This is a genomic window from Arthrobacter sp. D1-17 (assembly GCF_054130535.1).
Genome location: NZ_CP096382.1, coordinates 1,681,787 through 1,701,015, shown reverse-complemented (window position 1 = coordinate 1,701,015; position 19,229 = coordinate 1,681,787). Strand labels below are relative to the sequence as shown.

Below are 19,229 nucleotides of genomic sequence, written 5' to 3'. Positions count from 1 at the left end.
GGCACTTATCAGATGGCTGCTACGCCACGTTCGCCTGTCCGCACCCTGACTGCTTCAAAGACATCCACTGTCCAGACCTTGCCGTCGCCTGCGCGTCCGGTGTTGGAGCTGGCGATGATGACATCCAGGATGTCGTCGGCCTGTTCGTCCGTGGCCAGGACTTCCACCCGGATCTTGGGCAGCAGGTCCACGTTGTACTCCGCGCCCCGATAGACCTCGGTGTACCCCCGCTGGCGGCCGTAGCCGCTGGCTGCGCTGACCGTGAGCCCCTGGACCCCGTAGGCCTCCAGCCCTTCCCGGATAGTTTCCAGCTTCTCCGGCCGGACGATTGCCGTAATCAGTTTCATGCCCCCACGCTTTCCTTGCCTGATGCTGTTTCTTTCTTCTCTTCGGCGCCTTGTGCAGAGGCATCCGCCGCAGGCGGAGTGTCCGTGCCGCTTGTCGGAGCATTCCCGGTGATCAGTTCATGCAGCGGCTGGAAGCTTCCGCCGTGGCCGCCGACACCGAACTCGTAAGCGGTCTCAGCGTGCAGGCTGAGGTCCACGCCCACAACTTCCTGTTCCTGGGAGACCCGGAAGCCCATGGTCTTGTGGATCGCCAGTGCGATGATCACCGTCAGGACGGCCGAGTAGGCGATGGCGATGCCGGCCGCTGCGAGCTGCGCCCAGAGCTGCGCCGCTCCTCCGCCGTAGAACAGGCCGCCGCCCACGCCGTCCGTGGGGACGGCGATGAAGCCGAGAGCCACGGTGCCGATGATGCCCGAGACCAGGTGGACGCCCACGACGTCAAGCGAGTCATCGAAGCCCCACCGGAACTTAAGACCGACAGCCAGGGCTGAAGCCATGCCTGCGACGAGGCCGAGACCCAGGGCGCCGACCGGGCTGACGTTGGCGCAGGCGGGGGTGATGGCAACCAGGCCGGCTACCACGCCGGATGCTGCACCGAGGGAGGTGGGGTGTCCGTCGCGGATGCGCTCCGTGATGAGCCAGCCGATCATGGCGGCGGCAGGTGCGGCAAGGGTGTTGACCCAGATGAGGCCGCCCTGTTCTGCGGTAGCGGCGAGGCCGCCATTGAAGCCGAACCAGCCGAACCAGAGGATGGCAGCCCCGAGCATCACGAAGGGGATGTTGTGCGGGCGGTGGTTCGGATCCTTGCCGAAGCCCTTGCGGTTGCCGATGATCAGGACGAGGATCAGAGCCGCGACACCGGCGTTGATGTGGACCACGGTGCCGCCGGCGAAGTCGATGGCCGGGCCGAGCGCTTGGCCGATTGCGCCTTCCTCGCCGAAGAGTCCGCCGCCCCAGACCATGTAGGCAAGCGGGCAGTACACAAGAGTTACCCACACGGGCACGAACACGGACCAGGCGCCGAACTTGGCGCGGTCTGCGATGGCACCGCTGATCAGGGCCACGGTAATGATGGCGAAGGTTGCGCCATAGCCGACAAGGATGAGACCGTCCGGTTCCGTGATTCCCTCAAGACCGAAGTTGGCGAAAGGATTCCCGACCATCTGCAGGAAGCCATCGCCGCCCGACATGGAGTAACCCCAAAGTACCCACACAACGCTGACAATGCCGATGGAGATGAAGCTCATCATCATCATGTTCAGTGCTGCCTTGGCGCGCGTCATGCCGCCGTAGAAAAATGCCAGCCCTGGTGTCATGAGCAGCACGAGTGCCGCCGCCACCATGAGCCATACGTGACCTGCGGTAAGTTCCATGGTGCACGTCCTCCCTATGATCAATGCTGCGGATAGATCCGCCTGGCCAACGCCTTTTGCGTCCTACATAAAGTTTTGCCCCGGCGTGTTTCGCCGGCGGAGGATTTAGATTGCCGGTCTGTTACAAGAACCTCCCGGAAGTAAATGGTGCATATCTGGCTTGTTACGGTTATGTTTCACCGTTCCCATCCCTCCGTTTCCACCCGCTTTGCAAGGATCACTGCTCCATGACTCCACACCCGCGTCCCGCCGCCGGAAGGCTCCGCTTCCCATCCGGCAGGCGGAACGGCGGCTCCCCGCTCCCCCGTGACATCAAGGTGATGCTGGTTGCGGCGTTCCTGATAGCCCTCGGATTTGGCCTCGTGGCACCGGTGCTCCCCCAGTTCGCCACCACGTTCGACGTCGGTGCCACCGCCGCCGCCGTGATCGTCAGCATCTTCGCGTTCATGCGGCTGCTTTTCGCGCCGGCGGGAGGTGCTTTGATAGGAAAACTCGGGGAGCGGCCTGTCTACGTAACGGGGCTGCTGATCGTGGCTGCGTCCACCGCGGCCTGTGCCTTCGCACAGAATTACTGGCAGCTCCTGGTCTTCCGCGGCCTCGGCGGTGCCGGCTCGGTCATGTTCACAGTTGCGTCGATGGCGCTGGTCATTAGGCTGGCCCCTCCCGAGAGCCGCGGCAGGGTCTCAGGTGCCTACGCCTCTGCGTTCCTGATTGGCAACGTCTGCGGGCCGATTGTGGGCGGTCTGCTGGCAGGGTTTGGGCTGCGGGTTCCGTTCCTCGCCTATGCCGGCGCTCTTGTCCTGGCGGCACTGGTGGTGCAGACGCAACTGAGCCATAACCCGGGCTCGGGCGGCCGCGACGGAGCGGCGGCGCCGGCCATGAAGCTCGGAGAAGCTATGGGTGACTCTGCGTACCGGGCCTCGCTGCTCTCGAGCTTTGCCAACGGCTGGGCCACGTTCGGGGTGAGAATGGCCACCGTGCCCTTGTTCGCCGTCGCCGCGCTCGGCGCCGGACCGGAGGCGGCTGGCTGGGCACTGGCTGTCTTTGCCGCCGGCAATGCGCTGGCGCTGACCTTCTCCGGAAGGCTGGCCGACAGTCTGGGCCGCAAGCCCATGATGGTCGCCGGGCTCGTGCTGACGGGGGCTGCTACCGGCGGCATTGGGCTCACCCAGGGACTGCTCCTTTTTCTTGCCGCATCGCTGCTGGCGGGAGTCGGCGCCGGTTTGCTTGGCCCGGCGCAGCAGGCCGCCGTGGCGGATGTGATCGGACGTGAACGGTCCGGAGGGCGGGTGCTGGCGGTGTACCAGATGACCGCCGATATTGGAGCGATCCTGGGTCCGGTCCTCACAGGTGTGGTGGCGGACGCTTTCGGATATGGCTGGGCGTTTGCGGCAACGGGGGCAGTGCTGCTGCTCGCGGCGGCCGCCTGGCTGCTCGCGCGGGAGACCGTGCTGCGGCAACCCGCGGACGCAGGCAAGCCCAACTGACCCGCAGCTGTAGTCGTTACTCAAAACGACCACTATTGCGAGTCAGTTGGGATGGGTGTCAGTTCAGGAGTGCGTCCACGAAACCTTCGGCCTCGAACGGCGCGAGGTCGTCCGCTCCCTCGCCAAGCCCGATGAGCTTGACGGGAACGCCGAGGGCCTTCTGGATGGCAACCACGATGCCGCCCTTGGCCGTTCCGTCCAGCTTGGTCAGGACGATGCCCGTGATGTTGACGACCTCGGAGAACACGCGCGCCTGGTTAAGGCCGTTCTGCCCGGTTGTGGCGTCGAGCACGAGGAGGACTTCGTCAACCTCGGCGAGCTTCTCGATGACGCGCTTGACCTTGCCCAGCTCGTCCATCAGGCCGACCTTGTTTTGCAGGCGTCCGGCTGTATCGATCATGACGACGTCGACCTCCTGATCGATGCCCGCCTTGACTGCCTCGTAGGCGACGGATGCAGGGTCCGCCCCGTCGACGTCGGACTTTACCGTGGGAACGCCGACGCGCTGGCCCCACGTGGCCAGCTGCTCCGCGGCGGCAGCGCGGAAGGTGTCTGCCGCGCCGAGCAGGACATCCTTGTCCTCGGCGACGAGGACGCGGGCCAGCTTGCCCACGGTGGTGGTCTTGCCGACGCCGTTGACCCCCACCACCATCATCACGGCCGGCTTGTCCGCGTGCCGTTCGACGCGGAGGCTCCGGTCCATCGTAGGGTCTACCAGCTTGATGAGTTCCTCGCGGAGGAGGGCTTTAACGTGCTCCGGCGACCGCGTGCCGAGGACCTTCACGCGTTCGCGGAGGGCGTCCACGAGCTGCATGGTGGGTTCCGTACCGAGATCGGCCAGGAGCAGGGTCTCTTCGACTTCGTCCCACACGTCCTCGTCGATCCTGTCGCTGGCCAGCAGCGCAAGGAGTCCCTTGCCCAGGACGTTGTTCGACCTGACGAGCCGCTCACGGAGGCGGGTGAGCCGACCGGCGGCCGGCAGCGGAGTCTCGACGGGAATTGTTTCCAGGCCGGCTACGTCGTCGGGAACTTCTGTTTCCAGGCCTTCGACGTCGGCCAGGTCAGGGGCCGTCCGCCCGGGAGCCGCCCCTGGGCGGTCCTCGAGGAGCGTGGCACCGCCGGCCTGCGGCTGCACGGGATCGTTGGCGTCACGGGTTCCCGAGTACTGCTTTCCGGACTTCCGTGACTTGAGCAGCACCGGAATCAGCCCGCCGATGACCGCCAGGACAGCGAGAATGGGCAGAAGAATTGGAAGGATGTCGTTCACATCCCCTAGCTTCTCACAACAGCCCCTGCAGCCCCGTGCTACACCTCGGCGCGCAGGCGCTGGCTGATCACGGTGGATACGCCGTCACCGCGCATCGTCACCCCGTAGAGGGCGTCTGCGACCTCCATGGTCCGCTTCTGGTGCGTGATGACGATGAGCTGGCTGGATTCGCGCAGCTCTTCGAAGATCGTGATGAGCCGCCCCAGGTTGGTGTCGTCAAGCGCGGCCTCAACTTCGTCCATGACGTAAAACGGCGAAGGCCTGGCCTTGAAGATCGCCACGAGCAGCGCTACCGCCGTCAGGGACCGCTCGCCGCCGGACAGCAGCGACAGGCGCTTGATCTTCTTTCCCGCGGGCCGTGCCTCGACCTCGATGCCGGTGGTCAGCATGTCGTCGGGGTCGGTGAGGACGAGCCGGCCCTCACCGCCTGGAAACAGCCGTGAAAAGACGTGGACGAACTGCGCTGCGGTGTCCGCGAAGGCCTCCGCGAAGACCCGCTGAACCCGGTCATCAACTTCCTGGATGATGTCCAGCAGGTCCCTGCGGCTGGACCTGAGGTCTTCGAGCTGCGTGCTCAGGAACTGGTGCCTCTCCTCCAGCGCGGCAAACTCCTCGAGCGCCAGCGGATTGACCTTGCCCAGCGAGGAGAGGTCACGCTCGGCTTTACGGAGCCGCTTTTCCTGCTCTTCGCGGACAAAGGGCTTCCCCTCCAGAATCGGGCTGCCGTCCTCGTCAACGGGTGCCCGGAGCTCAGCCCATTTGTCGGCGGATGCCGTGGCGGGCTGCGGAACCGGCTGGTCCGGTCCGTAGTCCGCCACCAGCTGGTCGGCGGTCAGGCCGAGTTCCTCCACGGATCTGACTTCCAGCGCTTCGATTCGAAGCTTCTGCTGGGTGCGTGCCAGTTCGTCGCGGTGCACCGAGTCTGTCAGCTCCGCGAGCTCCCGGGCCAGGGCGTCGTTGACGGTGCGGATGTCCACCAGTTCACGCTCCCGCTGTTCGCGGTTCTGTTCGGCAACGTCGCGCTCACGGCCAGCCAGTTCGACGGAGGCATCGCTGAACCTGATGATATGGTCCGCGGCTTCCGCGACTGCCGCGGCCCTGCGGGCCTGGATCCTGCGGCGCCGGGCACGTTCGGCAGCAGCCTCCCTCGCCCGGCGTTCCGAGGCTGCTGCCCGTTCCAACGACGCTGCCCTGTTGGACGTAGCCGAGAGCTGCTCCTCGGCGCTGCGCAGCGCAAGCCGGGCCTCCATTTCGGCCGAGCGGGCCTGTGCCGCCGCGGCCGTAAGGGCGTCCCTTTCCGCGGTGGACGGTTCCTCCTCCGCCGGGGCTTCCTGGGCAGCGGCGAGCCGCGCCGCGACCGCGGTCAGCGCTTCCTGTTCGCTGGCCATGTTGGCTTCCGCCCGCGCCAGCGAAGCGGCGAGCCGCTCGCTCTCCCCTACTGCGCTGCGGAGTACGGAATTGAGATGGCCCAGCCGTTCAGCGACCGCGGCCATCCGCGCGTCGGAGTCATGGAGCCCTTCGAGGGCAGCGTCCGTCCGGTCCTGCGCCTCTGCCCGCCGCGACTCTGCACCCGCCATCGCGAAACGGCCCTTCTCCAGGTCGGCCGTCACCGATGCCAGCCGGGCGGCGGCATCGTCGACGGCGGCCTGCACCTCGAGCAACGACGGCGCCTTGGCCGAGCCCCCGCTGACGGTCACGGACGTAAAGACATCGCCCGCCAGTGTGACGGCGGTCAGCGCCGGCTGCTCGCTGATGAGGGCGGCCGCGGCGTCCAGATCGTCGACGACGGCGATCCCCGCCACCAGGCGTTGTACAGCCTGCCCTGCGGCCCCCTTCGCGGAGACGAGGCGGGTTGCCCAGCGGGCACCTTCGGGCAGAGCCCAGCGGGCACCTTCGGGCAGAGCCCAGCGGGCACCTTCGGGCAGAGCCCAGCGGGCACCTTCGGGCAGAGCCCAGCGGGCACCTTCGGGCAGAGCCCAGCGGGCACCTTCGGGCAGAGGCTCCGCCGGGTGTCCGTCGGAGCCCTCAGCTTCGGGCGGGGTTTCCAGCAGCAGCGTGGCGCGGCCGGCGTCGTCGTCCTTGAGGAGCTGTACGACGGCGGCGGCTGTGCCGCTGTCCCGGACCACCACCGCGTCCGAGGCAGTGCCGAGGGCAGCGGCGATGGCGGTTTCGCAGCCGGGTTCAACCGTCAGCGCCGATGCCAGGGTGCCTGCTATTCCCGGCAGTCCGGCGCCGAGTGCGTGCCCGGACCCGTCCTTCAGCTGCAGGCCCAGGAGGAGCGCATCGTGGCGGGCCTTGAGCGTATCGCGTTCCCGCAGGGCTTCCCGCTGGGCCACGCGGAGGGTTTCGATTTCGGCAGTAACGTCATCCAGCTCCGCGCTGGCTTCCTCGTACTCTGCGTCGAGGGACTCTTCGCCCTCTTCGACACCGGCAACCTGAGATTCCAACGCCGTGAACTCTGACTGGGCCTGCTTCCGCCGCTCTTCGCCGGCAACCTGGGATTCGCGCAGCCTGCCGATCTCTGCCTGCGCTGCTTCAACCCTCGACCTCGCCGCCGCGACCTGGCCGGCCAGCCTGGCAAGGCCTTCCCGCCGGTCGGCAGCAGCGCGCAGAGCGGCAGTGAGCCGCTTCTCCTCTGCGGCCGCAGCGTATTCCGCTTCGCTTTTGGCTGCGGTGGCAGCTTCCAGGGCGCCGCGCCGGGCCGCGATCTGCTGCTCGAGGTCTGCCTGTTCGGTGCGGACGCGGACTGCCTGCTTCTCAAGCTGGTCGGGGTCGCGGCCCGGCTCTGGCGCGGCATCTGCCGAGCCGAGCAGCCGGCAACGGTCGCGGGCCAGCGAGCTGAGGGAGCGGAGCCGCTCGCGGCCGGCGGTCAGCTGGTACCACGTGTCCCGGGCAGAATTGAGCTTCGGGGTGGCCTCCGCGGCCAGCTGTTCCAGTTCGGCCTGGCGCTGCCGACCCGCCTCAAGCTCGCGTTCGACGGCGGCGCGCCGGGCTTTCACGGCCGTTTCGTCCGCGATGTCCCGGGCCAGGTCTGTCCGGAGCCGGACGAGGTCGTCGGCGAGCAGCCGCGCCCGGGCATCCCGCACCTCGAACTGAACCGTCTGTGCCCGGCGCGCCACTTCCGCCTGCTTACCCAGCGGCGTCAGCTGCCGGCGGATTTCTGCTGTGAGGTCGCTCAGCCGTTGCAGGTTCGCCTGCATTGCCTCAAGTTTGCGGACGGTCTTTTCCTTGCGGCGGCGGTGTTTGAGGATTCCGGCAGCTTCCTCGATGAAGCCGCGCCGGTCTTCGGGGGTGGCATGCAGGACCTTGTCCAGCTGCCCCTGGCCCACGATGACGTGCATCTCCCGCCCCAGGCCCGAATCGGAGAGAAGCTCCTGGATGTCCAGCAGGCGGCAGGCAGCACCGTTGATTGCATACTCGGAGCCGCCGGTGCGGAACAGGGTCCGGGAGATGGTCACCTCGCTGTACTCGATCGGGAGGGCGCCGTCGGTGTTGTCGATGGTCAGCGAAACGTGGGCGCGTCCGAGCGGCGGCCGGCCGGAGGTGCCGGCGAAAATGACGTCCTCCATTTTCCCGCCGCGCAGGGTCTTGGCGCCCTGCTCACCCATGACCCAGGACAGTGCATCGACTACATTGGACTTTCCGGAACCGTTGGGTCCCACGACGGCGGTGACGCCGGGCTCAAAGTCGAAAGTCGTCGCCGAGGCAAAGGACTTGAAGCCCCGGACGGTCAGACTTTTGAGGTGCAAGGTGTTTCTGGTCTCCTGAGTGGCTGCAGCGGCTGCTTTCCCTGCCCTAAATTTACTGCCATCGGGCAGGAAACCCGCGGATTTCCGCGCCTTCCCATGGGTGGGAATGGGGAGGCGAAGGTCACCACCGGCCGTTGCGGGGCCGCGGCTGGCACACAGGGCATGTGTAGGAAGAACGGTTCATGAAGATCTCGCGCTTCATGATGGAGTGGCGGCCGGACTCGGCGCAGCGGCGGCATTGCTCCCCCGCGCGTCCGTAGGCGTTCAGGGAGCGTTCGAAGTACCCCGAGGCACCATTGACGTTCACGTACAGCGAGTCGAAGCTGGTCCCGCCGGCGTCGAGGGCGTCACTCATGACTTCCCTGGCTGCAGTAAGCACCCGTTCAGCTTCCGCCCGCCGCAGGGTGTCCGTGGCACGGGCGTAATGGAGCCTGGCCCGCCATAGGGCTTCGTCCGCATAGATGTTGCCGATGCCGGAAACCAGGCCTTGGTCCAGCAGCGCGCGCTTAAGTCCGGTCTTGCGGTTCCGCAGTCTGCGGTAGAAGTCCGCGAAAGAAAAGTGGGGGTCCAGGGGGTCGCGGGCAATGTGCGAGGCCTCCTCTGCAATCAGCGGCATCGGATTTTCAGCCAGCCCGCCGGGTCCGGCGTCGCTCGTGGGTACGAGCGACGTCACGAAGAGGCCGCCGAAAATCCTTTGGTCGACGAACCGCAGCTCACCGGGCATCCCGCTGCAGTGACTTAGCCGGATACGGACCTTAAGATGTTTCTCATCGGGGACGGAGGCGTCCTGCATCAGAAGCTGCCCGCTCATCCCGAGGTGCGCCATCAGCGCCACTTTGGGAGGCTCTGCAGAGGGAGGAGCGGTGCCCTCACCGTGCAGGGGCATCCACAGGAACTTGCCGCGGCGGACCACGTCCAGGACTGTGGCGCCCTGGAGGTTTCCTGCGAAATCCTCGGGCCCCAGGGCATGACGCCGCAGGGATCTGGGGTCGATGACGTCGACGCCGGTGATGGTCCTGCCGAGGACCCAGCTGACCAGGCCCCGGCGGACCACCTCCACTTCAGGAAGTTCAGGCACGCGTCACCTTAGGTGCTGGCAGCGGATTCCGTGGACGTGTCCGACGTTGCCGCGCCGCCGCCGGAGAGGGAACGCCAGGCGTCGGCTGCAGCTTCCTGCTCCGCTTCCTTCTTCGAGTGTCCGGTGCCCTTGCCGTAGGCCCTGCCGCCGATCTGCAGCTCCGCGATGAACGTCCGCGCGTGATCGGGTCCGGAGCCTTCCACGGCATAGTAGATGCTGCCGAGCTGACGGCTGGCTGCCAATTCCTGGATGCTTGTTTTCCAGTCGGTGCCGGCGCCGAGGGCGGCGGCGTCCTTCAGGAGCGGACCAATCAGGCGCATGACCAGCTGCCGGGCAGTCTCGATGTCATTCGAGACGTAGGTTGCTCCGATGAGCGCTTCCATCGTGTCAGCCAGGATGGAGGCCTTGTTCTTTCCTTCGGTGAGCTTCTCGCCCTGCCCGAGGTAGATGAACTCACCAATGCCGAGGCTGCGACCGATGCCCGCCAGGGCCCGTGTGCTAACCACTGCCGACCGCCGCTTGGCAAGGTCGCCTTCGGGAAGCGTCGGGTTGTCGCGGTAGAGGGCGTCCGTCACGGAGAACCCCAGGATGGAATCGCCCAGGAACTCAAGTCGCTCGTTGGTGGGAATCCCGCCGTTTTCGTAGGCGTAGGAACGGTGTGTGAGAGCAAGACGAAGCGTCTCGGCGTCAATATAGACACCGAGACGCTTCAGAAGCTCTTCAGTTGAAGACATCCTTTTCAGCCTGTGGGCCGATTAGACGTCCGCGACCTTGCGGCCCTTGTACTCAAGGAACAGCGCAGTGCCAGCCGAGTCGGTAACGACCTTTGCCTGGTGCGGCAGGCTGTAAGTAACCTGGCCGTTCTCAACAGTCTTCACCAGGTGGGGGGCAGTCGCCTTCCACTGGGAGCGGCGGGCGCGGGTATTCGAGCGAGACATTTTCCGCTTGGGAACAGCCACGGCTAACTCATTTCTCTCTAGAAAAACACTTACACATCAATTTTGCCGGTCAGGCTTGGCCAGATCAGCCAGGGCAGCCCAGCGAGGATCTACGACCTCGTGGTGGTGCCCCGGCTCGTCGTCCAGGCGCACCCCGCATTCGGAGCACAGACCCTGGCAGTCTTCCCGGCACACCGGCTGGAACGGCAGCATGGTTACAACCGCGTCCCGCAACACCGGCTCAAGATCGATCAGATCGTGCTCGACTCGACGTTGCTCTTCGTCGTCTTCCTCGTCGGAAGGCAAGGCGCCTTCGTAGAAGAAAAGTTCTTGCACATTGACTTCGAGGTCATACGCAAGGGGATCCAGGCATCGGCCGCATTCACCGGTTACTTCGGCGATTGCGGTTCCTGATACCAGAATTCCTTCGTGTACGGCCTCAAGCCTCAGGTCGAGCTCGATATCCGAGCCTTCCTGAACGCCAATGAGCGCCACGCCAAGGTCACTTGGCGCGGGTACATGTTCCGTCAGTGTACGCATGCTCCCCGGACTGCGTCCGAGGTCCTTGACATCAAGCATCAAGGGCGAACTAGCATCTCGCTTAATGAGAACTCCTGTTGAACATATGACCGACGTATCATCTTAGCCCGAAGTCCTTCACGACTCAAACCAAGCACCCTAACCGGGGAAACTACCGCTCAAGCCTACCCTCTTGGGGGCTGGCCCGTGGCAGGCGCGCCCGCAAGCAGCCGCTTCAGGACTGACCGCGGAACAAAGTCTGACACATTGCCGCCCAGTGTGAACACTTCCTTGATCAGCGTCGAGGACAGGTGCACATAGTGGGCCTCCGCCGGCAGGAACACGGTCTCAACGCCGCTGAGTTGGCGGTTCATGGTGGCCATGGGCAGTTCATAGTCAAAATCAGACGACGAGCGCAGTCCTTTGACGATGGCAGAGACACCCCTTTGCCGGCAGTACTCAGCGAGGAGGCCCTCGCCCACCGGCTCAACGACGATGCCGCGCAGCGATGCGAGAGTTTCCTTGGCCATCTCGATCCGCTCCTCCAGAGGGAAACGGTATTTCTTGGCGTAGTTGGTGGACACCGCCACGATCACTTCGTCAAAGAGGCTCGCAGCGCGGGCGATCACCTCAAGGTGTCCGTTGTGGATGGGGTCGAAGGACCCTGGGCATACGGCACGTCTCATGGTCCGAACCTACCGCATCCTCGAGCCGGGATACCATGACTGGATGCAGCGGCCGCGCGGGAAATCCGGCGGAAACGGACAGGCAGGACGGCAATGACAGAGACACTACCGGCGCCCTGGCAGCGCGCGGCGACGGGCGCCAATCTCCTGGGTTCCGACGGCACCCTGGGTGTGACGATCTTTGAGGAGATGACCACACTGGCCGTCCGCACCGGCGCCATCAACCTCGGGCAGGGCTTCCCCGACGAGGACGGTCCGGCGGAGATCAAGGCAGCCGCCCAGGAAGCCATCGCGCGGGGCTCAAACCAGTACGCGCCGGGCAAGGGCATCCCCGAGCTGCGTCACGCCATCTCCGCACACCAGCAGCGTTTCTACGGCCTGGCGCCGGACCCTGACACCGAGGTCATTGTGACGACGGGCGCCACCGAGGCGATCGCGGCGTCCGTTATGGCATTCGTGGGTCCAGGCGACGAAGTCCTGACCTTCGAGCCGTTCTATGACTCCTACGGCGCAATCATCGGCCTGTCCGGTGCCACGCATGTGACGGCTCCCCTCCTCGCACCCGATTTCATGCCGGACATGGCGGCGCTGGAACAAGCCTTCAGCCCGCGTACGAGGGTGGTGCTCGTCAACAACCCGCACAACCCCACAGGCGCCGTCTTTCCGGCCGAGGTCCTCCAGCGAGTGGTTGATCTTGCCCGGCGTCACGATGCCCTCATCATCACTGACGAGGTCTACGAACACCTCACCTTCGGTGTGCGCCACATCCCGGTGGCCTCCCTTCCCGGCGCCGCCGAGCGTACCGTCACCATCTCGTCGGCGGGGAAGACCTTTTCCTTTACGGGATGGAAGGTGGGCTGGCTCAGCGGACCGGAGGACCTGGTCTCCGCAGTCCGCACCGTCAAGCAGTTCCTCACGTACAGCTCCGGCACGCCCTTCCAGAGCGCGATCGCAACCGGGCTGGGGTTGCCGGACTCGTTCTATGAGGACATCGCGCTCACCCTGGGAAAGAAGCGTGACATCCTGAGCGACGGACTCCGGGCCGCAGGACTGGACGTGTTCACACCTCAGGGCACGTATTTCGTCAACGTGGACACCTCGCCCCTGGGCATCAGTGACTCCGTGGAGCTCGCCCGCCGCCTGCCCTCGCTCGTCGGGGTGGCCGCCATTCCCGTTCCGGTGTTCTGCCATGCCGAGGGAGCGGAACGGACCAAGAGCCTGCTGCGGTTTGCCTTCTGCAAGCAAACCGCAGTCCTGGAAGAAGCAGCCGCCAGACTGGCAACCCTCAGCGACAGGCTCTGATGGTGGAGGAAGCTCGGAAGCGGGCGTCGCGGTACCTGCGCACCACCGGCCAGCATGCGGTAATCGAACCCGACACGTACACTGACGGCGGCTTCGTCCTCAGCATCGGCGGGGCCGAACAGTCGCACGTCGATCTGGCCGAGCCCGAAGAGATCTTCTATGAGTACCTGCGCAGGATCGGACACGTGGTGGATCTCGCCGCCCCGTACGGGGAACCCATCGCTGCGCTGCATCTCGGAGCCGGAGCGCTGACGCTGGCACGGTACATCCAGGCGACCCGGCCGGGCTCGGTGCAGTTCGCCGTGGAGCTGGAACGGGAGCTGCTGGACTTTGTGCTCGAACACCTCCCGCTGCCGGAAGGAATCGAGCTGCACACGGTCATCGGTGACGCCCGGGAGTCGCTCGCCCAACTGCCGGCCGAACTGCGCTTCGACGTCGTGATCCTGGACATTTTCTCCGGTCCTGACGCGCCGGCCCACATTGCCTGTGCGGAGTTCTACCGGGAAGCAGCGGCGCGCCTGTCCGGGCGGGGCGTGCTGATTGTCAATGTCGGTGACGAACCGGGCCTGACTTTGGTCCGCAGCCAGGCCGCGGCGCTGCGGCAGGTCATGGCCGATGTGGCCGCCTTCGCCGAGGCCGGGATGTTCTCAGGCCGGTACCCCGGAAACATCATCCTGGCGGGCACGCAAAAACCCTGGCCTGCGCCCTGGACAGCCGCCCTGGCTGCCCGCGGACCGCATCCTGCCAAGGTGCTCACCGGTGTTGAGCTGGACCATCTCTCCGGCTGACGGCTCAGTCCTCCGCCTCAAGATCGACGTCTGCGTCCGTTTCGCTGGGCGGCTCGGCGAACCACAGCCGGGTCTCACCGTATTTCTTCTCCGTAAACCGCTCCATGGTCGGGGGCCAGGACGGCTCCGGAGACCTCGACGACCTCTCGACGACGACAACCGCGCCCACGGCCAGGTGCCGGCCGAGCTTCTCAAGGACAGCTCCCAGCGCCTGTTCGTCCAGCGTGTACGGCGGGTCGAGAAAGGCGACGTCCCACTGCGTGTCCTCCTCAGTGCGCTCCAGGAATGACTCCACCCGGGATCGGTGCACCGTCAGTGCCTTGCGGCCCAGCACGGTGTTGATGAGGTCCGCATTCCGCTGGCACACCGCACTGGCTTTCTCGGCGAATTCAACGAGGTCAACCGTGCCGGCTCCCCTGCTGGCGCTCTCGACGCCCAGCGAACCGGAGCCGGCGTAAAGATCAAGCACACGTGAGCCTGCCAGGACGTCGAAGGCATCGAGCCGGGAGAACAGAGCTTCCTTGACCCGGTCCGTGGTGGGGCGGGTAAGTGAGCCTGGAACGCTAACCAGGGGGGTTCCTCCGGCGGCCCCCGCCACAATCCGGCTCATGCTGCCGGCCCCGCTTCCGCTGTCACAGGTTCCGCCCTCACAGGTTCCACCGCTTCCGTGCTGCTAACCGCGTTCAAGGAACGCCTCCTTTTCGGGGTTCAGGTAGTGGTCGATGGCTTCCGCCAGCGCAGGATGGGCGGTCAGCGAGGGGTCGCACCCCACGATGTCCTGGGCATCCTGGCGGGCACGGGCAATAATCTCCTCATGCTCGAGCACCCGCAGGAGCTTCAGCGTGGACCTGCCGCCGGACTGGGAGGCACCGAGGATGTCGCCTTCACGCCTCAGCTTCAGGTCCTCCTGGGACAGCTCAAATCCGTCAGTCGTGGCCGCGACGGCGTCGAGGCGGCGGCGGCTCGGATGCCCCGGCTCCAGCGTGGTCACCAGCAGGCAGGTTCCCGGGAGCCCGCCGCGGCCCACGCGGCCGCGCAGCTGGTGAAGCTGCGAGATGCCGAACCGGTCCGCATCCAGGATGACCATGAGCGTGGCGTTGTGCACGTCCACGCCCACCTCGATGACCGTGGTGGATACCAGGAGTTTTGTCTTATTGGCCGTGAACGAGGCCATAGTCTCTGATTTCACGAGGGGATCCTGGCGCCCGTGCAGTGGTGCCAGGGGCACCCCCGCCAGGGACGGCTCCTCACGGAGGTGCTCGACGACGGCAGTCACCGAAGCGAGTTCGCGGGCGGGGCCGTCGCCCTCCGGTTCCCCGGGGCCTGGTTCCGCCTCCCCCGGACTGAAATCGCCGTCGTCGTCCGTTCCGATCTTCGGGCATACGACGTAGACCTGATGGCCGGCTTCGATTTCTTCGCGGGACCGGGACCAGATGCGGGACGCCCAGGCGGGGTTCTCCGCCAGGCCCACCACATGGGTGGTGATCGGCGCCCGGCCGGACGGCAGCTCATCGAGAACGGATGTTTCGAGGTCCCCGAACACCGTCATCGCGACTGTACGGGGAATGGGGGTGGCGGTCATGACCAGCAGGTGCGGCGGCCTGCTGGCCTTGGCGCGCAGGGCGTCGCGCTGTTCCACGCCGAAGCGGTGCTGCTCGTCCACCACTATGAGTCCGAGGTCGTAGAAGGAGACGTTGTCGCTGAGCAGGGCGTGGGTGCCGATGATGATGCCTGCTGTGCCTGAAGCGGCGTCAAGCAGCGACTGCTTCCGGGCGGCTGTGGGCATGGATCCGCTGAGCAGGCTGACCTGGACGGTGTGGTCGCCCATACCGCCGAGCAGGCCGTCGCTTGCCAGTGGCCCCAGCGTCCGCCTGATCGAGTCGAAGTGCTGCGCCGCCAGGACTTCGGTGGGTGCCAGCAGGGCAGCCTGTCCCCCGGCATCCACCACCTGGAGCATGGCACGGAGCGCCACAATGGTCTTGCCCGAACCGACTTCACCCTGCAGCAGCCTATTCATGGGGACATCCTGGGCCAGTTCTCCCGAAAGCGTCTTGCCCACTGCTGCCTGGCCGGAGGTCAGGGTGAAGGGAAGCTGCCGGTCAAAGGCTGCCAGCAGCCCGTCGCCGACCGGCCGGCGGGCCGTCGCCTCCTCCGCTGCCAGCTGGGCACGGCGGCGCGCCAGGGCGGACTGCAGGACCAGAGCCTCCTGGTACCTGAACCTGTCCTGTGCCCGGCGCCAGTCCTGAGGTGTCTGCGGTGCGTGGATCAGCCGGTAGGCCTCGGGCAGCGGCAGGAACTTTCCGCGGGCGGAAATGCCGGCAGGCAGCGGGTCCGCCAGCGCGGCGAGGTCCACGGTGTCCAGCAACGTGGAGATGACTTTCTGGATGGACCAACTGGTCAGTTTCGCCGTGGCCGGATAGACCGGGATGGGCATCGCCGCGAGCTTTTCCGGGTCCATGCCAGGGCTGTCCGGGTCTTCGTCAAGCAGCAGGAAGTCCGGGTTGGTCAGTCCCAGGGACCCGCCGTAGCGGGTGACCTTGCCGGAGAACAAGGCGCGGCGGCCGGGCTGGAGCTCGGCCTTGGCGCGGTAGCCATTGAAAAAACTGATCTTCAGAGTCCCGGTGTGCCCCGGTACCGCGGAGCCCGTGCCCGGCAGCCCTGCGCCTTGGCGGCCGGCGGCGCCATCGGAAATCACGACGTCGGTCAGGGAACCGCGGCGCGCACGCATCTGCCGGGTGCTGTTCGAAATGACCCGGGCGATGATCGTTACTTCTTCATCCAGGGGCAGCCCACTGATCGGGGTGAGCTCGCCCCTGCTGAGGTAGCGCCGGGGGAAATAATTGAGCAGGCCGCCGACCGTGGTGATGCCCAGGTGCTTTTCAACCACGGCCGCAGAACGCTTGCCGATCCGGCGTTCCAAACCCAGTTCAAGCTCAGCGTTCATGCTCACCGTCCCTCAAGGCTGCTCCCGGCATCGGCCTGCACCGGGGCGGGGTCGCGCGGCCGCACAAGCTCACTGAAGGACACATCTGTGGGTTCACCAAGGGAGCGGATCAGCTCCAGTGCGGGGACGGAGTCAAGGACATGGGCATGGACCCGCCAGCGGTACCGGCCCTCCGGGTCCGGTGAACGCTCCACCTGGCTCATGATCACAGAATCACCGAGTTCGTCGAGGCGCTGCCTCAGGGTGGCGGCATCGAGCGGCGACAGGCTGACGGTGCACATGACCTCGACACCGTCATCATCCGGAAGGTCGGCATGGATATGGGGATCCTGCACGTCGTAGCCGTGCAGGCCGTCCAGCAGCTCGCTCTGGAGCTCCTCGCCCAGCACCGCGGACCGCAGGCAGTCGAGGATCAGCAGCATGCCCACGCCGCCTGCATCCACCACGTGCGCAGCCTGCAGGGCATCGAGCTGCTCTTCGGTATGCACCACCGCCTCCAGTGCTGCAGCGACGGCGGCGTCGAGCACCAATCCCAGGGCGTGGTTGCTGTCGTTGCCCTGCTGGGCAACATCAACAGCGGCCGCGGCACGCGCCGCCGCCTCCATAACCGACAGCATGGTTCCGGGAACAGGATTGCTCAGCGCGGACCATGCCCTGATCTGGGCCCTGTTAAGGGCGGTGGCAAGCAGACTGGCGGTAAGCCTCGGCTGGTCGGACAGGGGCTCGGCGGCGGCGCAGAGGAAGACCGCAAACAGGGTGCCGGAGTTGCCTCTGGCCTGCTCCATTGCAGCCTGGCCGGCCCTGGCGAGGACTGCACCGACGTCGTTCTGGCCAGCCGCATCCGGCAGAGGCTGCTGAAGGGAGCGCGTTGCCGCGCGGACCGTGAGATAAAGATTGGTGCCGGTGTCGCCGTCGGCCACGGGAAAGATGTTGATCGCGTTGAGGCGGTCGCTGTGGTTGCCCAGCGCCGTTTCGGCCTTGCCCAACCACCGCTTCATCGCTGGCGCGTTGGCGGCAATCTTAGTCTGCAAAGTGATCCCATCCCACGGAGTCAGCGGGCCGTCCCGCTACGGTTACGCCCGCCGCTTCAGTCGTGCCGCGGGCCTGTACTGAGCCTATCCCAGTGAACCCCGGCGGCAGCTGGACTCCCGCAGGGAATGTGGCAAGGAGCCCGTGGTCCTCCCCGCCGCCCAGTACCCAGGCCAGGGGGTCGGCTTTCAACAGAAGTCCGGCGGACTGCAGCGGCGCTGCCAGGAGCCTGAGGGAGGGGACATCCAGGTCGAGTACCACGTTGCTGGCCCGGGCGAGCCTGGCGCCGTCCCTGACGAGGCCGTCCGAAATGTCCATCATGGCCGTGGCTCCTGACAGCCGGGCGGCGGGGCCGGCTTCCAGCGGCGGCTCCGGCCGGCACTGAAGGTCCAGCAGCAGCCGCAGTTCGGGTGTGAGCGACTCCAGGGGGTGCTCCGATTCCAGCAGCGCCAATCCTGCTGCCGCGCATCCGGCGTTGCCTGCAATCGCCAGCGTCTCTCCGGCAGCCGCCCCGGAACGGAGCACGGGCTGTCCCCCTGCCAGGGTGCCGAGGACTGCGGCCGTGATGGAAAGTTCGCCGCCCCGGCCGAGGTCTCCGCCCGCCACAGAACATGATCCGGCACCCAGTTTCCCGATCGCGGCCGCAAGTCCATCAGCGAGATCTTCGACCCACTCGACGGGCGTCGCGGACGGCATTGTCAGGCTGACGACCAGCGAGGTGGCGACTGCACCCATGGCGTTAATGTCGCTGAGGTTCTGCGCCGCGGCCTTCCACCCCACGTCATAGCCGGAGCTCCGGTAGCCATTGCGCCACTGAAGGCGGAAGTCCTGGTCCTGGACCTGGGTGTCGATGCTGACGACCGTCCGGCCATCCGGCGCGGCGACGACGGCGGCGTCATCACCGGGCCCGAGGAGCACGGCAGCGTGGTGTGCAGCGTCCAACTCCAGCCGGGGGAAGATCCGCGTGAGCAGATCGGTTTCGGAAAGGTCGGCGACAGTCAGGGGAGTTGGATGCACGCCACTACGCTACCGCGGCAGGGCGACATTGTTCCCGCCTGCGTCTCCTGGCTGCACCATGGCCCGGTGACGGCTACGGCTACGGCTACGGCTCTATCCGGCAGCCGCTGCAGGATAGGGTTGACTTATGCTCTGCCGCTCCGCCGCCCCTGTAACAGCCGGAAACATCTCAGCATCAGGAAGTAGGTCGGCGGCCGGAACCAGGCGCCGGGTCGGGGCGGTGCTGGCCGTGACAGCCGCCGCGTTTGCGCTCGGCGGCTGCTCCCCCGCCGTCGATGTCGCCCCCGCGGCAGATGCGGCGAACCCGGACTGTGCGCCGATGATGGTGGCGCTCCCGGACGCCATCGGCGATGCCCGCCTACGCAAGACGAACAGCCAGGCAACGGCGGCGTGGGGAGATCCGTCCCGGGTAATCCTGCGCTGTGGTGTGAACGTGCCGGGGCCAACCACGGACCGCTGCGTCACCGTCAACGGCGTTGACTGGGTGATCAAGGAGGGGAACCCGGTCTGGACGCTGACGACGTACGGGCGGGAGCCGGCCACGGAGATCCTGATGGACCCGGAACAGATCAGCTCGGCCACCGTTCTGGCCGACCTCTCAGCAGCGGCCGCGAAGGTTCCGGCCAGCCGAAACTGCGTCGGCCAGGAGGAGCTTCAGGACCTGCCGGCCAGCAAATAGACAGGTCCCGCTCCTGGGCCCACGCC

The 19,229-nt window shown here is 66.3% G+C and carries 17 protein-coding genes; 4 read left to right on the top strand and 13 right to left on the bottom strand.

The window, feature by feature from the left end:
- Positions 1–8: 8 nt before the first annotated feature.
- Together M1E01_RS07905 and M1E01_RS07900 are read right to left on the bottom strand one after the other, a co-directional pair.
- On the bottom strand, positions 9–347 hold the full coding sequence (locus tag M1E01_RS07905) for a P-II family nitrogen regulator (RefSeq protein WP_009356573.1): 339 nt from the start codon (positions 345–347) through the stop codon (positions 9–11).
- Positions 344–1,720 carry an ammonium transporter gene (locus M1E01_RS07900; protein ID WP_457974496.1) on the bottom strand — a complete coding sequence of 459 codons (1,377 nt, stop codon included), beginning with the start codon at positions 1,718–1,720 and terminating at the stop codon, positions 344–346. Before M1E01_RS07900 ends, M1E01_RS07905 begins: the two co-directional genes overlap by 4 nt.
- 227 nt (positions 1,721–1,947) lie before the next feature.
- Between M1E01_RS07900 and M1E01_RS07895 the strand changes: the two genes are divergently transcribed.
- Complete coding sequence (locus tag M1E01_RS07895; RefSeq protein WP_457974495.1) at positions 1,948–3,207, top strand: MFS transporter; 1,260 nt, start codon at positions 1,948–1,950, stop codon at positions 3,205–3,207.
- Positions 3,208–3,265: 58 nt separating this feature from the next.
- On the opposite strand, the gene ftsY is transcribed toward M1E01_RS07895, so the two are convergent.
- From ftsY to coaD, 7 genes are all read right to left on the bottom strand, one after another.
- A complete protein-coding gene (gene ftsY, locus M1E01_RS07890; RefSeq protein ID WP_457974494.1) occupies positions 3,266–4,474 on the bottom strand; it encodes a signal recognition particle-docking protein FtsY in 1,209 nt (402 codons plus the stop codon).
- A 38-nt stretch (positions 4,475–4,512) separates the two neighbouring features.
- On the bottom strand, positions 4,513–8,223 hold the full coding sequence (locus M1E01_RS07885; RefSeq protein ID WP_457974493.1) for an AAA family ATPase: 3,711 nt from the start codon (positions 8,221–8,223) through the stop codon (positions 4,513–4,515).
- A 121-nt stretch (positions 8,224–8,344) separates the two neighbouring features.
- Positions 8,345–9,301 (bottom strand): bifunctional DNA-formamidopyrimidine glycosylase/DNA-(apurinic or apyrimidinic site) lyase, encoded by a 957-nt coding sequence (gene mutM / locus M1E01_RS07880; protein ID WP_457974492.1) that lies wholly within the window; start codon positions 9,299–9,301, stop codon positions 8,345–8,347.
- 8 nt (positions 9,302–9,309) lie between these two features.
- Positions 9,310–10,035, bottom strand: coding sequence for a ribonuclease III (gene rnc / locus M1E01_RS07875; protein WP_457974491.1), 726 nt, complete (start codon positions 10,033–10,035; stop codon positions 9,310–9,312).
- A gap of 21 nt (positions 10,036–10,056) precedes the next feature.
- A complete protein-coding gene (gene rpmF / locus M1E01_RS07870; RefSeq protein WP_009356569.1) occupies positions 10,057–10,260 on the bottom strand; it encodes a 50S ribosomal protein L32 in 204 nt (67 codons plus the stop codon).
- A gap of 36 nt (positions 10,261–10,296) precedes the next feature.
- Positions 10,297–10,821 (bottom strand): YceD family protein, encoded by a 525-nt coding sequence (locus M1E01_RS07865; protein ID WP_457974490.1) that lies wholly within the window; start codon positions 10,819–10,821, stop codon positions 10,297–10,299.
- 122 nt (positions 10,822–10,943) lie between these two features.
- Complete coding sequence (coaD, locus tag M1E01_RS07860; protein WP_457974489.1) at positions 10,944–11,444, bottom strand: pantetheine-phosphate adenylyltransferase; 501 nt, start codon at positions 11,442–11,444, stop codon at positions 10,944–10,946.
- 93 nt (positions 11,445–11,537) lie between these two features.
- Here coaD and M1E01_RS07855 point away from each other — a divergent pair, with 93 nt between their 5' ends.
- Both M1E01_RS07855 and M1E01_RS07850 read left to right on the top strand, forming a co-directional pair.
- Complete coding sequence (locus tag M1E01_RS07855) at positions 11,538–12,746, top strand: aminotransferase class I/II-fold pyridoxal phosphate-dependent enzyme (RefSeq protein ID WP_457974488.1); 1,209 nt, start codon at positions 11,538–11,540, stop codon at positions 12,744–12,746.
- Complete coding sequence (locus tag M1E01_RS07850) at positions 12,746–13,534, top strand: spermidine synthase (RefSeq protein ID WP_457974487.1); 789 nt, start codon at positions 12,746–12,748, stop codon at positions 13,532–13,534. The genes M1E01_RS07855 and M1E01_RS07850 overlap by 1 nt, the downstream gene beginning before the upstream one ends.
- 4 nt (positions 13,535–13,538) lie before the next feature.
- On the opposite strand, the gene rsmD is transcribed toward M1E01_RS07850, so the two are convergent.
- The 4 genes from rsmD to thiL form a co-directional block, all read right to left on the bottom strand.
- Positions 13,539–14,144 carry a 16S rRNA (guanine(966)-N(2))-methyltransferase RsmD gene (rsmD, locus tag M1E01_RS07845; RefSeq protein WP_457974486.1) on the bottom strand — a complete coding sequence of 202 codons (606 nt, stop codon included), beginning with the start codon at positions 14,142–14,144 and terminating at the stop codon, positions 13,539–13,541.
- A 63-nt stretch (positions 14,145–14,207) separates the two neighbouring features.
- Entirely contained in the window at positions 14,208–16,478 is a 2,271-nt protein-coding gene (locus M1E01_RS07840; protein WP_457974485.1) for an ATP-dependent DNA helicase RecG, read from the bottom strand.
- A 2-nt stretch (positions 16,479–16,480) separates the two neighbouring features.
- Positions 16,481–17,476 carry a DAK2 domain-containing protein gene (locus M1E01_RS07835; protein ID WP_457974905.1) on the bottom strand — a complete coding sequence of 332 codons (996 nt, stop codon included), beginning with the start codon at positions 17,474–17,476 and terminating at the stop codon, positions 16,481–16,483.
- 22 nt (positions 17,477–17,498) lie between these two features.
- Positions 17,499–18,524 (bottom strand): thiamine-phosphate kinase, encoded by a 1,026-nt coding sequence (gene thiL, locus M1E01_RS07830; RefSeq protein ID WP_457974484.1) that lies wholly within the window; start codon positions 18,522–18,524, stop codon positions 17,499–17,501.
- 229 nt (positions 18,525–18,753) lie between these two features.
- Here thiL and M1E01_RS07825 point away from each other — a divergent pair, with 229 nt between their 5' ends.
- The gene (locus M1E01_RS07825; RefSeq protein ID WP_457974483.1) at positions 18,754–19,203 is read left to right on the top strand and encodes a DUF3515 domain-containing protein; all 450 of its coding nucleotides are present in this window, start codon (positions 18,754–18,756) and stop codon (positions 19,201–19,203) included.
- Positions 19,204–19,229 lie beyond the last annotated feature (26 nt).

Bases quoted from the DNA above. Each gene is read 5' to 3' on its own strand.
- M1E01_RS07905 (WP_009356573.1), bottom strand. From the start codon at position 347: ATGAAACTGATTACGGCAATCGTCCGGCCGGAGAAGCTGGAAACTATC.
- M1E01_RS07855 (WP_457974488.1), top strand. From the start codon at position 11,538: ATGACAGAGACACTACCGGCGCCCTGGCAGCGCGCGGCGACGGGCGCC.
- M1E01_RS07840 (WP_457974485.1), bottom strand. From the start codon at position 16,478: ATGAACGCTGAGCTTGAACTGGGTTTGGAACGCCGGATCGGCAAGCGT.
- rnc (WP_457974491.1), bottom strand. From the start codon at position 10,035: ATGTCTTCAACTGAAGAGCTTCTGAAGCGTCTCGGTGTCTATATTGAC.
- M1E01_RS07835 (WP_457974905.1), bottom strand. From the start codon at position 17,476: ATGAAGCGGTGGTTGGGCAAGGCCGAAACGGCGCTGGGCAACCACAGC.
- M1E01_RS07850 (WP_457974487.1), top strand. From the start codon at position 12,746: ATGGTGGAGGAAGCTCGGAAGCGGGCGTCGCGGTACCTGCGCACCACC.
- M1E01_RS07895 (WP_457974495.1), top strand. From the start codon at position 1,948: ATGACTCCACACCCGCGTCCCGCCGCCGGAAGGCTCCGCTTCCCATCC.
- M1E01_RS07900 (WP_457974496.1), bottom strand. From the start codon at position 1,720: ATGGAACTTACCGCAGGTCACGTATGGCTCATGGTGGCGGCGGCACTC.
- coaD (WP_457974489.1), bottom strand. From the start codon at position 11,444: ATGAGACGTGCCGTATGCCCAGGGTCCTTCGACCCCATCCACAACGGA.
- rsmD (WP_457974486.1), bottom strand. From the start codon at position 14,144: ATGAGCCGGATTGTGGCGGGGGCCGCCGGAGGAACCCCCCTGGTTAGC.